Origin of the sequence: Alterinioella nitratireducens, from assembly GCF_013155465.1 — a bacterium.
Lineage (GTDB): Bacteria > Pseudomonadota > Alphaproteobacteria > Rhodobacterales > Rhodobacteraceae > Alterinioella > Alterinioella nitratireducens.
Genome location: NZ_JABJVX010000003.1, coordinates 32,717 through 46,631, shown reverse-complemented (window position 1 = coordinate 46,631; position 13,915 = coordinate 32,717). Strand labels below are relative to the sequence as shown.

11 protein-coding genes are annotated in these 13,915 nt (G+C 66.3%); 1 reads left to right on the top strand and 10 read right to left on the bottom strand.

Going from position 1 to position 13,915, the window contains the following annotated elements; all coding sequences use genetic code 11:
• Nucleotides 1–15 precede the first annotated feature (15 nt).
• Nucleotides 16–2,373 carry a heavy metal translocating P-type ATPase gene (locus tag HNS34_RS05885; RefSeq protein WP_235952636.1) on the bottom strand — a complete coding sequence of 786 codons (2,358 nt, stop codon included), beginning with the start codon at nt 2,371–2,373 and terminating at the stop codon, nt 16–18.
• Between the two features lie 249 nt (nt 2,374–2,622).
• Here HNS34_RS05885 and HNS34_RS05880 point away from each other — a divergent pair, with 249 nt between their 5' ends.
• Entirely contained in the window at nt 2,623–3,528 is a 906-nt protein-coding gene (locus tag HNS34_RS05880; RefSeq protein WP_172319018.1) for a patatin-like phospholipase family protein, read from the top strand.
• Nucleotides 3,529–3,752: 224 nt separating this feature from the next.
• On the opposite strand, the gene HNS34_RS05875 is transcribed toward HNS34_RS05880, so the two are convergent.
• The 9 genes from HNS34_RS05875 to HNS34_RS05830 form a co-directional block, all read right to left on the bottom strand.
• Nucleotides 3,753–4,733, bottom strand: a complete 981-nt coding sequence (locus HNS34_RS05875) for a DMT family transporter (RefSeq protein WP_172319016.1) — start codon at nt 4,731–4,733, stop codon at nt 3,753–3,755.
• A gap of 243 nt (nt 4,734–4,976) precedes the next feature.
• Entirely contained in the window at nt 4,977–6,335 is a 1,359-nt protein-coding gene (locus HNS34_RS05870) for an NADH-quinone oxidoreductase subunit N (protein ID WP_172319014.1), read from the bottom strand.
• The gene (locus HNS34_RS05865) at nt 6,335–7,795 is read right to left on the bottom strand and encodes a complex I subunit 4 family protein (protein WP_172319012.1); all 1,461 of its coding nucleotides are present in this window, start codon (nt 7,793–7,795) and stop codon (nt 6,335–6,337) included. Before HNS34_RS05865 ends, HNS34_RS05870 begins: the two co-directional genes overlap by 1 nt.
• 14 nt (nt 7,796–7,809) lie before the next feature.
• The gene (locus HNS34_RS05860) at nt 7,810–9,699 is read right to left on the bottom strand and encodes an NADH-quinone oxidoreductase subunit 5 family protein (RefSeq protein ID WP_235952635.1); all 1,890 of its coding nucleotides are present in this window, start codon (nt 9,697–9,699) and stop codon (nt 7,810–7,812) included.
• 2 nt (nt 9,700–9,701) lie between these two features.
• Nucleotides 9,702–10,013: an NADH-quinone oxidoreductase subunit NuoK gene (gene nuoK, locus HNS34_RS05855; protein WP_088635770.1), complete on the bottom strand. Its 312-nt coding sequence runs from the start codon at nt 10,011–10,013 to the stop codon at nt 9,702–9,704.
• Entirely contained in the window at nt 10,010–10,525 is a 516-nt protein-coding gene (locus tag HNS34_RS05850) for an NADH-quinone oxidoreductase subunit J family protein (RefSeq protein WP_172319008.1), read from the bottom strand. Before HNS34_RS05850 ends, nuoK begins: the two co-directional genes overlap by 4 nt.
• A complete protein-coding gene (locus HNS34_RS05845) occupies nt 10,522–11,421 on the bottom strand; it encodes a complex I subunit 1/NuoH family protein (protein WP_172319006.1) in 900 nt (299 codons plus the stop codon). The genes HNS34_RS05850 and HNS34_RS05845 overlap by 4 nt, the downstream gene beginning before the upstream one ends.
• On the bottom strand, nt 11,418–13,385 hold the full coding sequence (locus HNS34_RS20905; protein WP_214647441.1) for a heavy metal-binding domain-containing protein: 1,968 nt from the start codon (nt 13,383–13,385) through the stop codon (nt 11,418–11,420). The genes HNS34_RS05845 and HNS34_RS20905 overlap by 4 nt, the downstream gene beginning before the upstream one ends.
• Complete coding sequence (locus tag HNS34_RS05830; protein WP_172319004.1) at nt 13,382–13,744, bottom strand: NADH-quinone oxidoreductase subunit A; 363 nt, start codon at nt 13,742–13,744, stop codon at nt 13,382–13,384. Before HNS34_RS05830 ends, HNS34_RS20905 begins: the two co-directional genes overlap by 4 nt.
• Between the last annotated feature and the right edge of the window lie 171 nt (nt 13,745–13,915).

Genomic DNA, 13,915 nt, shown 5'->3' with positions numbered 1-13,915 from the left:
TCGAGTCCCCCTCTTTCAATGTGATTTCTGCGGATGCGACGCGTGCAGCGGGCCTTGGCCCGTCTTCGCGGCATTGGCGGCGGCCTTGCCCGCGCCAATGCCTTCCAGCCGGGTCCGTTTCAGCAGCAGTGCGTTGACGGCGACCAGGGCCGAGCTGCCCGACATGGCAATCGCCGCGACGGCGGGGCTGATGATCAGCGGGTAGAACACGCCCGCCGCCATCGGGAAGGCGATCACGTTGTAGGCCACCGCCCAGAACAGGTTCTGGTGCATCTTGCGCAAGGTGGCGCGCGACAGCTCGATGGCCCCCACGACATCGTAGGGATCGCTCTTCATCAGCACGACATCGGCGCTTTCCATCGCCACGTCGGTGCCCGCGCCGATGGCAAAGCCGACATCGGCCTGGGTCAGCGCGGGCGCGTCGTTGACGCCGTCACCGACCATGCCGACCTTTTTGCCCTGGGCCTGAAGCTCCTTCACCTTCTCGGCCTTCTGGCCCGGCAGCACGTCGGCCAGCACCATGTCGATGCCCAACTCGCCCGCGATGCGGCGCGCCGTGCCTTCATTGTCACCGGTCAGCATCGCCACCTCGACGCCGCGTTCGCGCAGCTTGGCCACGGCGGCCATGGCGCTCGGGCGCGGTGCGTCGGCAATGGCGATCAGGCCCAGCATCCGGCCCGCCTGCGCCACATGCACGACGGTGCGGCCCTCGCCCTTGAGGCGTTCGGCCTCGGCGGTCAGGGAACCTATGTCGATGCCTTCCTCGTCCATCAGCCGCCGGTTCCCGACCAGCACGGTTTCGCCTGCGATCTCGGCGCGCGCGCCCCGGCCTTCGAGGTTGAGGAACCCGGCCATCTGCGGCACGTCGAGATCCGCGGCGCGCTCGACAATGGCCAATGCAAGCGGGTGGTCCGATCCGCGATCGACCGCCGCCGCGGCCCGCAACGCATCATCTTCGGTGCTGCCCTCACCGGACACCACCTCGACCACGCGCGGCTGGCCCATGGTCAGGGTGCCGGTCTTGTCGAAAACGATCACATCGAGCTTGGTCGCGTCTTCCAACGCGCCCGCGTTCTTGAACAGGATGCCGTGCTGCGCCCCCAGCCCGGTGCCGACCATCACCGCCATCGGCGTGGCCAGCCCCAGCGCATCGGGACAGGCGATCACGAAAACGGTAATCGTCAGCGTCAGCGCGAAGAGAAGCGGCGAACCGATCCACCAGAACCAGACCGCGAAGGTCGCAAGCCCGATCACGATGGCGATCAGCACCAGCCATTGCGATGCGCGGTCGGCCAGAAGCTGCGCGGGCGCCTTGGAGTTCTGCGCCTCCTGCACCAGCTTGACGATCTGCGCCAGCGCGGTATCGGCACCCACCTTGGTGGCGCGGTAGCGGAAACTGCCGCTTTTATTGATCGTGGCGCCGATCACGGTGTCGCCCACGGCCTTGTTCACCGGCATGGATTCGCCCGTCAGCATGGATTCGTCCACCAACGACGTGCCTTCGATAACCTCGCCATCGACGGGGATCTTGTTGCCGGGCCGGATCAGGACGACCTCGCCCTCCAGCACGTCCGAGGTCGGCACCTCGACTTCCTGCCCGTCGCGGATGACGGTCGCCATCGGCGGCGCAAGATCGAGAAGCGCCCGGATCGCCGCCGAGGCCCCTGCCCGCGCGCGCATCTCCAGCCAGTGCCCCAGCAGGATGAAGACCAGCAGCACCGCCACGGCCTCGTAGAACTGCACGCCGGGAAAGAAGAAGGTCGAGCCGACGCTGAACACATAGCCCGTGCCAACCGACAGCACGACCAGCACCGCCATGTTCAGGATGCCGTTGCGCAAGGCCCGCCAGGCGGCGACGAAGAACGGCCAGCTAGGCCAGATGATCGCGGCACTGCCCAGGAAGAACAGCCACAGGTCCAGCCGCAGACCGAAAGGCGGCGCGGGCGGCGTGAACATGCCCCCCATCGGCGAATAGATGAAGATCGGGATGGTGAAGAGCAGCGCCACCCAGAAGCGGTTGCGCATGTCGCGGACCATCCCGGCCATGTCCATGCCGCCGCCATGGCCCATCTCATGCGCCATCGCGTCATGGCCGGCAGGGGCCTTTCCGCCATGCGCCGAATGGCCGTCATGGCCCGAGTGGTCCATCTTGCAGACATGGTTCGGAACCCGTTCGCCCGTGCAGTGGAAGCCGCAGGATTCGATCGCCTCGCGCAGCGCGCCCTCGCCCAGCACCGTCTCGTCATAGTGGACTGTCACGCTGGCCGAGGCCGGGTTCGCTTCGGCGCGGTGCACGCCGCCCAGGGCCGACAAATGGCGTTCGACCGCGAGGTGATCGAGTTCCTCGAACAGCCCGCGGACCTCAAGGGTCAATGTTCTCAATTTCGGCTCCAGTCCATTTTCATTGCGGTCGGGACCGACCGTTTGGATGTTTGGGTAATAGACGCGTCCCGGCTTCGGGCATTACACCGGCAGATGGGCGGAAATGGCCGGACGCTTTCCGCCTGGCGTCTCCACCGCCTCGGGTTGGCACCCATGGGGCCTGTCCGGTTGCGTAACGATCTGCCGCGTTCAGCGTCAGTCCTGAAGACTTGAGAGAGGCATTGAAATGGAGGCTGGACAGTGACGGGACCGGCAAGGCTGCGCGGCAAGGCCCACAAATCCTTTGCCCTTGTCTTCAGTGGCGGCGGGGCAAGGGGCCTGTCGCATGCCGGTGTGCTGCGCGCGCTTGCCTCCCGAGGCTATGTTCCCAGCGCCATTGTGGGCGTATCCATGGGGGCGGTCGTGGGGGCCACCTATGCCCTGAACGACGATTGGTACGACGCATTGGTGGAAATGGACACCAGCGGGTTTCCCGCGACCCCGGATTTTCGCCTGCCGGGTCTGACCGCCCGGATGCGGGGGCTCTGGATGGCTCTGCTTGCCGCGCGGGACATGTATTTCGGCTGGGGCGTTGGCGCGCGCACCGAAACATGGGGTCGCCGTGTCCTGTCCGGCCTGACCCGGGGCGGGAATCTTGAGGATGGCCGCATCCCGATCCATGTCTGCGCGACGGATATGCTGACCGGGACACGCGTGGTGTTCGGCAAGGGCCGCGCCACGGATTACGTCTATGCCAGTGCTGCACTTGCGGGAATATTGCCGCCCCTGGTCGATGGGCCGCATGTGCTGATGGACGGGGCCTATGCCGACATCGCGCCGATCGACGTGGCAAGAGCCACCGGCGCGCAGGTGGTGATCGCGGTGGACCCGAGCCAGCCCGAGAACGCCGCAGGTCCGAAAAACGGGATGCAGGCGATGCTGCGGTCGATAGAGGTTTGCCAGTATGAACACGCAAACCTGCGCTTCGCCCAGGCCGATCTGGTGATCCGCCCCGATTTCGGGCAGTCGATCGGGACGCTCGAGTTCGGACACAAGCGCCACTGCATCGCCGCGGGGGCCGTGGCCACCCGCCGCGCATATGCCGAAATCGGCGCGCTGCTCGATCCCGGAAAGGCGGAGCGGATGGCGGACTCGATCACTGCATAAAAAGCCCGATCAGAGCTTTGGCGCAAACCGTGCGACATCCTTGATAATGACACGAGCTTCGCGGCTTGCACGGCTTTCGGCAGTTGCGCCGTCGCCGCTTCGTTTCCTGGACATGTTTCGCGGTTGGGAAGTTGGATCCTACATCGACGCGGTCCAGCCGAAAAACGGACGCATCCGAACCTTTTGCGCCAGGCTTGCGGACGAACGGTGTCGCATGATTCCAGTCAGCATGGATATGTGCTGTATCCGCTGAATTCCTTTCCCTTTTCCTTGGCTCTCTTCTCGCCGACTTGATGCGCCCAAGCCACCATAAGGATACCGCCGAGAACGAAGGCGAAGCCCATCACGTGAATCCAGTAGAATGGATCGCCAAGCCAGACGTAGGAAACAACCAGACCGCTTGCCGGCATGACGCCCATGAAACCGGAGGCGATGCTGGCCCGCACGCGCGCCAATCCCGCGAACCACAGCATGGTCCCGATACCGAAAGGGCCGATCCCCCACCATAGAAGCGCGATCCAGTGTTCGAGCGTCGGCTGTGAAAAGTCGAAGTTGGCCGCCTGATAAAGACCTGGAATCGCGAAAAGCAGTGTCGCAATCCACGCCGCCAAAGGTATGAGCAGGACCGGCCTCACCTGTTTTGTCGCCTTCTTGGCAAAGAGCGAATAGGCCGTGGCACTGCAGACGGCACCGAAAACGAGCAGGCTTCCCAGAACCATCGTCGAAAGGCTTTGCGCCTGCAGCGACTCGCCCGCGAGATTGATGATCACAACGCCAGAGACAGACAACGCAACCGCGATCAGCTTGCGGGGGCCCAGTCGGTCGCCCAGGAAAACGGAGGCACCGACCGCAACAGCGGCAGGACTGAGGCTCATCACCATCGCGCCAATGACCCCGCTCACCATTTTCATTCCGGTCATCAGAAAGAGGCTGAAAGCGACCAGTCCGATCGACCCGATACCTGCGATGAGCAGCCAGTTGCTCTTGCTGATTTCATGGAGTTCCTTCCGATAGGCGATCAGCAGTGGAGTGGTCAGTATCGCTGCCGCCAGCAGTCGCAAAAACGGCGCCAGGAACAAGGGGAACTCGGCGGTGACGATCTTCGCAGTCGGCGTTCCACTTCCGAAGAACGCCATGCCAAGAAAGAGCGTCGCAAAAACGCCCAACCGGGTCATCCAACCGGAATCTTCAAGCAAATCTCGCATCGTTGACTCCTTTCGTCACGGGCTTCAGCAGTCCCTCCGTGGGTACTTGGCTTAATCTTCTGCCATTCATGGCTGCTATTGTCACGGGTCGCTGGCCCGGGCCTGACATTGGTGCGGGGGCCGCGAAAGCCCGGTTTGTCTCGCACCCTTGCCCCGTTTGGGGCGAACGTGGCAATCGCGGTTGCATCCGCTGCGGTCGCTCTCAAGTCGTGACGCTCCTGGCGTCACAATCGCCCGGTTGATTCAGCCGGGAAAGACCCCCGCGAACAGCCCCATCAGCGCCGTGACCAGCGCGGTCGCCCCGAGCACGACCAATAGCGGCAGCGCGACCTCCGCCCGAACCGCTTCGCCCTCGCGCGCCTGATACATCGGCACCACGATGCGCAGATAGACCGCCAGCGCCAACACGCTGTTGAGGATGCCGATCACCGCCAGCCACAGATAGCCCGCCTCGATCGCGGCCCCGAACAGTAGCACCTTGCCGACAAAGCCGAAGAGCGGCGGAATACCGGTGAGCGACAGCAGAAACACGACCATGGCCACGCCGATCACCGGGCGCGCGCGGCCGAACCCCTTGAAATCGTCCAGATCGCGCCCCGCGACCATGATGACGGCAAAGGCCCCGAGGTTCATCGCCACATAGGCCGCGCCGAACACGATCACCGATGGCAGGGCCAGCGGGCTGGTGCCAAGCGCTACGATCCCAAGCATGAAATAGCCCGCCTGCGCCACCGAGGAATAGGCCAGCAGCCGCACCACATTGCTCTGCACCAGGGCCGCCAGGTAGCCGAATGTCATCGTCACCGCCGCGATCAGCGCGACGACGACGGGCCAGCCGGTGGCGACCGGCAGATCGCGCAGCACCTGCGCGAAGGCAAAAATCGCGGCCACCTTGGTGATGACCGACAGGAACGCCGCGACCGAGACCGGGGCGCCGTCATAGGCGTCAGGCGCCCAGAACTGGAACGGCACCAGCGCCGCCTTGTAGCCCAGCCCGATCAGCACCGCGACCAGGCCCGCCAGCGCAATCAGCGGCTTGTCCTGAAGCGCACCAAGCTCGGAAAATAGCGTCGATCCGGCACCACCGAACCAGAAGGTCAGCCCGTAGATCATCACCGATCCGGTGACGGCCCCGAAGACCAGGTATTTCATCGCTGCCTCGGTCGCGGCATCGTCGCGCGGCCAGGCCACCATCGCGAAGGATCCCAGCCCCGTCAGCACCACACCAAGGACCAGCAGCATCATGTCGCCGCCGCCCGCCAGCATCAGCGCCCCCAGCGTCACCAGGCACAGCAGCACATAAACGCTGCCCTCGCGGTCCTTCCCGGCGATCTCGGCCCGCGTCATCAAAAGCGCCAGCGCGGTGCCCGGCAGCAAGATCAGCTTGGCCCAGCCCGACAGCAGATCGACGCGGTAGGTGCCGCCGAAGACGCTCGTATCGGCCTCCAGCAGCGGAAGGGTCAGCGCGGTGGACAGGCCCAGCCCGATCAGCCCGAACGCCAGCGCCAGACGCGGCGCGCGCAGCATCTCGGCCACCAGCATCAGCACCACCGTGGAGGCCAGCAGCAGCTCGGGAAACAGAAATGACAGGTCGCGCGCCATCAGAATTGCAGCGCCCGCATCGTCGCGTCGATCATGTTCAGCAACCACGATGGCGCGACCCCGATCACGATGATGAGGACAAGCAGCGGCACGATGGCCAGCATCTCGCCCCGGTCGAGATCGGGCATCGCCGCCCATTTCTCGTTCCGCTCGCCCAGGAATACCGCCGCGATGGCGCGCAGATACAGACCCGCCGTCACCACGATGGCAATGATCGCGACGATGGCCCAGGGCTGCGCGTTCAGCGTGGCCAGGAAAATCTGGAACTCGGCCGGGAAATGCGCCAGCCCCGGAAGTCCCAGCGAGGCGAAGGCCGATAGGATAAATGCCCAGCCCAGCCACGGCACCTGCCCCAGCAACCCCCCGAAATCCGCCATCTCGCGGCTATGGGCGCGCGACTGCAACATGCCGACAAGGAAGAACAGCGCCCCGGTGACGATGCCGTGGCTGACCATCTGCAAGGTGGCCCCATTGAGCGCAACCGCCCGCAGATCGGGGTCCAGCGTCAGCGCCGCCACCGACACGCCGATCACCACATAGCCCATGTGGTTGACCGAGGTGTAGGCGATCATCTTCTTCAGATCCGACTGCGCCAGCGCGACGAAAGCCCCGTAAAGCGCGCTGAACACGCCGAAGGCCAGCACCACCAGACCGGCCCGCGCAAAGGCGTCAGGCGTCATCTGCAATGCGAAGCGCACGAGGCCATAGGTGCCGAATTTCAGCATCACGCCCGCCAGGATGACGCTGCCGACGGTCGGGGCCTGCACATGGGCCGCCGGCAGCCAGGTATGCACCGGAAAGCTCGGGATCTTGACCGCGAAGGTGAACAGCATCGCGATCAGCGCCAGCATTGCCGCGAGGCCCGTCAGCGGCGGGGTCTCGATCCACAGGCGCATGTCAAAGGTGCCGGTGGCCAGATAGAGCCCGATGATCGCCAGCAACAGCGGCAGCGAGCCCAGAAGCGTGTAGATGAAGAACATCAACCCGGCGCGCTGGCGCTCTTCATAGCCCCAGCCGACGATCATGAAATACATGCCCACCAGCGACACCTCGAAGAAGACGTAGAACAGGAGCGCATCCAGCGCCGCGAAGGTGCCGATCGAGGCGGTTTCCAGCATCAGCATCAGCGCGACAAAGACCGCCGGGCGGTCGGTGATCCGCGCGGCATAGATCGCCGACAGGAAAAACAGCAGCGAGGTCAGCACGATCAGCGGCAGGCTCAGCCCGTCGATGCCCAGCCGGTAGGCGGCACCAATGGCCGGGATCCATGCGATCTCCTCGACCTGCGCGAAACCGCCCGGAAGCGTGCCCCGCGCCCAGATGGCCAGCGTCACAAGGAAGGTCAGCCCGGTCGTGGCGATGGAAACGCCATGCGCGATACGGGCCGACCTGTTCGGCAGCGCCATCAACAGCAATCCACCGAGGAGCGGCAGAAAGACGGAGATCGAGAGAAGCGGCATGAATTGGTCTTTCTTCAGGAGGATATCGGTAAGATCAGCAGCACCGCCGCGATGACGGCAATGCCCATGACAGTCAGGGCGAGTTCGCGGTGGATCAGCCCGCTTTGCAGCAGGCGCAGGCGGCGACCGGCGGCGATTGTCCGGTCGACAAGGCCGAAGATCAGCCCGTCGATGCCTTTTGTGTCGGTGGTCTCGGCGCTGTCACCCAAGCGCAGGTTCAACCGGCCCAGATCGAGGGTCGCGGCGTAAAGGCGATTGTCGGCTGCCTCGGTGCGGGATGCGGTGCCAAGGCCGAGGACGCGCACAAGGCCGAGCTGCGCGGCCAGCAGGTGCCGTTCAAACCGCTCGCAGGCGGCGGCGATGGCGAGTGTCGGGCGCAGCACCAGCCCGTCCATCCCGCCCGCGACGGCAAAGCCGCGCTGCGCCCAGGGCAGAACCGGCCCCATCAGGCGGGCGGGTGTCACGAACCATCCCAGCACCAGGCCGCTCAGCGCCGCCACGAGCCCGAGGATCATCGCGGTTCCTTCCGGCGGCAGTTCAGCGCCCAGCAGATGTTCCAGCGGCACGAAGGCGAACCCAAGCCCCGCCGCCAGCGCCGTCAGCACCGCCATGCCCGCAGACATCCAGCCCATGCCCCTGCCGGAAACGGGCTGCGCCTCGCCCCACCACAGCACCCGCAGCGCCCGCGCCATATAGGCCCCGGTCAGCACCGTCCCCGCCAGCGCCAGTGGTGCCAGCCACGCAGCACCGGGGGCGGCCAGCGCGGCGGCAAGGATCGCGTCCTTTGAAAAGAACCCGGCCAGCGGCGGGATGCCCGCCAACGCCAGCGCGGCAAGACCGAAACCCGTCAGGATCAGAGGTCTTGACCGGCCCGCGCCCGCAACCGCCTCCATGTCGGTGCTGTCGCGGTCATGCTGGAACACGCCCGCGCCCAGAAACAGCGTGCTCTTGATCGCCGCATGGGCGATCAGGTGCAGCAGCGCCGCCACCGGAACGCCCGCGCCGATGGCCAGCAGCATCAGGCCGTACTGGCTGGAGGTCGAGGCAGCCAGCAGCCGCTTCAGATCCCGCTCGGCCAGCGCGATCAGACCGGCAACGACCGCCGTTATGCCGCCCACCAGCCCGATTGCCAGCAAAGCCCCGCCGGACAACATCGGCGCCACCCGGATCAGCAGGATCGCCCCCGCCGCCACCAGCGTCGCGGAATGCAGCAGCGCCGAAACCGGCGTCGGCCCCGCCATGGCGCGCTGCAACCAGTCCTGCAACGGCACCTGCGCCGATTTGCCCATCGCGCCGATCAGCAACAACACTCCGGCGACCAGCGCCGGTGTGCCGGTGATCGCCAGCGTGGCCGAAATCTCCGAGCTGCCGGCCCAGCCGATCAGAACGAAAATCCCCAGATAAAGCCCCAGATCGGCGCTGCGGGTATAGAGAAACGCCCGCGTCGCGGCACCGGGCACGCCGTCACGGCCATGCCAGAAGCCGATCAGCAGATAGCTGGAAAAGCCGATCAACTCCCACGCGGCCAGCACGGTGATCCAGTCGCCCGCCAGAACCAGCGCCTGCATCGCGGCGACAAACAGCAGCAGGATGCCGAAAAAGCGCGGCCTTTCGGGGTCGCTGCGCATGTAACCGACCGCATAGACCACTACGCAGGCCGCCACCGTCGCCACCATGGTCGAAATGACCGCCGTCAGCGGCGTCACGACCAGCCGCAACGGCATTTGCGGCAGGCCCGGCAGGACCAGTTCCACCGCATCGCCGGCAATCGCGCCCGCTAGAACCGCCATCGCCGCCAGAAACCCGAGGCCAACGCTCGCCAGCGCAATCGCTTCGGGTGCGCGGCGCAGCGCCAGCGCCGCGAGCCCCGCCAGAAGCGGCGCGAGGAGGGTGAGTGCCAGCATCGTCATCCCTTCAACTCGCGCGCTTCTTCCATCTCGACCGAGCCGCGCACCCGGAACCGGGCGATGGCGATACCGAAGGCCACCGCCATCTCGACCGCCATCACCGCCATGACGATCAGCACGAACATCTGACCCGCAGGCTCGTCGGGATGCAGGTAACGCCAGAAGGCCACGAGGTTGACCAGGGCCGCGGCCAGGATCAGTTCGACCCCCATGACGATCATCACCAGGTTGGTCTGGCTCAGCGCGCCGTAGAGCCCGACACCGAACAGCCCCGCACCGACGCTGAGAGCGATCAGAAGTTCCACAATCATTTGCCCTGCTCCGCGTTGGGGACGATGGCCACCATCGTGGCCGCGATCATCGCCGTCAGGATGGTCAGCCCCGCCGACTGGAAGATGAACATCGACCGGCCCAGCAATTCGCGGCCCAGATCGGCGGCCTGTTCATGCGCACCGGGCACCGACAGAGCGACCGGACTCCAATCGGGCAGCCAGACCAGCAGCAAGGCGGCCAGCAGCCCGATGCCCCCGGCCCAGAGCGACAGGCGTTTCTGGTGCGTCATGTCCATTTTGCCCATGCCGCCCGGATCCATCATGAACATCACCATGAAGATCGCCATCACGCTCATCTCGGTGGCCATCATCATGATCTGCAACACGCCCAGAAACTCGGCCTGCATGACCAGGAACATCGCCCCGATCGCGGTTTGCGAGAACAGCAGCGCCAGCGCCGAGCGCACCATCGAATGGGTGCGGAAGACCACGACGCCGAACCACACAGCCGCGCCGCCGAAGAACGCCAGAAAGATCATCTGAACCGTCATATCGGCACCACCAGCGCGATCACGCCCACGACAAAGATATTGGCCAACGCCAGCGAGATCCCCAGCTTCCAGCTCAGCGCCAGATAGCGCGCCTCGCGGATGCGCGGCATGTAGCGCCCGATGCTCAGCATGGCCGCCGCCACGGCCAGGATCTTGATCGCGCTCCAGGCCCAGGGCGGCAGCCACGGGCCAAGCCAGCCGCCCAGGTAGAAGGTCACGGTCGCCCCGGCCAGCGCCAGGATGATGACCATCCGCGCCAGCCGCAGCACAGCCAGCCGCACGCCGGTATACTCCGCCTCGACGCCTCCGGCCAATTCGCCGGTCGCATCGGGCAGGTCCAGCGGCGGCAACCAGGCCAGCCCCATCGCCGCCACGACGAAGAGGATGAACCCCATCGGCTGGTAAAGCACGTTCCAGAGTTGTTCCTGCGAGGTGACGATCTCAACCGTCGAGAGCGACTCCGCCCGCATGGCGACGGCGGTGATCGGCATCACGATCAGCATGGCATAGGCAATGAACTGGCCCAGGAACCGCCAGCCCGCGATCATGGCGTAGGCCCCGTTCGGACCCCAACCGGCCATGATCAGCGCCACCAGCACATAGGCCAGCGCGGCGTTCAGAAACAGCGCCCCGGTGGCCAGGTCGGTGATGATGAGCCCCGGCGCCAGCGGGATCACCGCCACCGCCATCAGCCCCGCCACCAATAGCAGCACCGGCCCAAGCTCAAAGAACAACCGGTCGGATTTGCGCGCCAGCAGCGATTCCCGCCCCAGAAGCGCGAGTGCGGCCCAGGCCGGACCGGTCAGGCTCAGGTGCCCGTGCACGGCCCATCGTTCGATGACGGCCAGCGCGTAGGCCCCGGCGGCGAGCGACAGGAGAACGACAAGAATGCTCATCCACGCACCTCCCAGGGCGACAGGTCGAGCGAGGCGACAGCGGCCAAGGCATCGCCCAGTTCCCGCTGCGCCGTCACCGTTTCGACAAGGGCGATGTTCACGTCTGACGGCGTGTCGAGCTCGGCCTCGACCACCTTGCCATCGGTCAGCTTCACGCGCAGCCGCGCCGCGCCGCGCGGTGTTTCGATGGTTGCCGCGCCCTCGCCCGACACCGTTTCCACATCCGGCACCTCCGGCACGGCGATCCTCCCGGCCGCCGCGATCAGGTCGAGGCTCTGGGCGATCTCATCGCAGCGAAGGCGCAGCCGGGCCAGCGCATCCCCGCCCTCTCGGACGCACATCTCGAACCCGAGGGCAATCAGCGTTGGATCGCCCGCGCGGGCATCCGACCCGACACCCCGCGCCCGGTCCACGGGGCCGCTGGCCGGGGCGTCCTTGCCGATGCGCGCGATGCGTCCCAGCCGCATCCGCATCAGCGGCGCTGTCTCGACCCGGCGGATCAGCGCCCTGATCGCCCCGGCCTGCGCGGCGATCCCGTCAATGTCAGCGCCTTGAACAGCCAATTGCAACGCCCTGGCCCGCGCGGCGAGCCAGAGAAACCCCGACTGCAGGCCGAACTCGGCCAGCCAGCCCAGGTGGCTTGCGATCCGCTCGCGTTCCACGGCGGCGGCGCGGCCACGGCGCGCGTCCTGGCCGGGGTCGGCGCGGGAGGCCTCCTCGATCGCCGCGCAGGCCAGCGTGCGATAGGCCACCGGGCCGAGCGGCATCATCGCGGCCAGACGGCCGACGAAATCGCCCGCCGTCATCTGCGGACCATCCACCAGCTCCGCCCTGCCCACAAGGCTCCTGGCCTCGCTGCCCGCCACGGTATCGCCGTCCAGCGTCAGGGTCAGGCGCAGCCCTGCGGGCAGGCCGGGAAAGAACGGCCCGAACGGCACCTCGATCCAGTCCATCTGCAACCCGTCGCTGCTGCGCGGCTGGCCTTCTGTCAGTTCGACCATCGACATGAAATGCGGCTCGATCCCGTCGATAGCGGCCTTGGAGTGGCCGCCATGTCCGGCATGCCCATCGTGGCCATCGTGGCCATCGTGGCCGGAATGGTCCTGCTGTTTGCCATGACCGCCGTGATCGCCATGCCCATGCGCACCGTGCGCTCCGTGCGCTCCGTGCGCTTCGCTGCCATGCCCGTGACCGTGACCGCCATGCCCATGCCTATGCCCGTGACCGTGGCTTTCCCCCTCCTCCGCCTTCACCAGAAACATGCCGCATTTGGGGCACTTGCCCGGTGCATCGCTGATCACCTCGGGGTGCATCGGGCAGGTATATGCCCCCGCCCCGCCCGCGTCCTCGGCTTGGCCCGCATGCGCGTGTTCGGCGGGGCTTGGCCTGTCCTCCTGGGGCATGTCGTGGCCACCGTGCCCACCATGTCCATCGGACGCCGTTTCGCGCGGCACCAGCGTCATGCCGCATTTGGGGCAGTCTCCGGGGGCGTCGCGGATGATTTCGGGGTGCATCGGGCAGGTGTATTCCACACGCACCTCAAGTGCGGGGGCGGTAAACTCCCCGCTGTCCGTCCGAAACGCGCCCGCGGCGATCACGCGGCGCAGATCGGCCAGCCCGGATCGCAGCCCGGCCCGTGTCGGCGGGGCCGACACGTCCGCATCGGGCAACGGGGCGATGTCGCCCGCGCCCAGTGTCAGGATCGCGCGCGGGCGCGGCATCTGCGCGTAGGTAACGGCGGCGGCATCGCGCAGACCGTCAGGCAGGGGGCCGACGAGGATCAGCACGTTGGCATGACGCGGCGTGCCCACGACCCGCAGGTGCGACCCGGCCAGATCGAGCCCCATCGCCCGCGCGACAGAGGGGCCGGGCAGCACGAAGGCCGACAGATCGCGCGCCATGGCCGCCGCGACCGCCCGCCTGATCCCGGACATCGCGCCCTCGCGCGCCCCGGCCAAGGTCATTGCCGCCTCAACGCGCCCTGGCTCCAGCCATAGAGCAGGCCCAGGAACAGGATCGCCAGGAATACCCCCATGTCGAGCAAGGCGATCAGCCCTTCCTCGCGGTAGACCACAGCCCAGGGATACATGAACGCCATCTCCATATCGAAGGCCAGGAACAGCAGCGCGTAACCGGCATAGCGCGCATGATAGCGCACCCAGACCGGATCGCGCGACAAGGTACCGGCGGTGGCGGGCACGTCCTTGCCGGGTTCCGCCCGCGCCCGCCCGATGGCCCGCGCCAGACCGTAAAGGCTGAGCACGAGACCGAATACACCGATACTCAGCCCGAAAAGGATCGCGTATTGGGAAAGCTCGCTCATCCTTGGCACCTCCTATGGGGCTCTCGAATCCCAATCAGGTTAGGGGTTTGATCTCTGCGGCACAATCACGCCAACGCCCGGGCTGCCGTCATGCAAGGACGCGGCGCGTCGCCGATCATTACAGATCTCCGAGAAATCGGGTTACGGGACGTGGAGGGCAGAGGTCGCCAT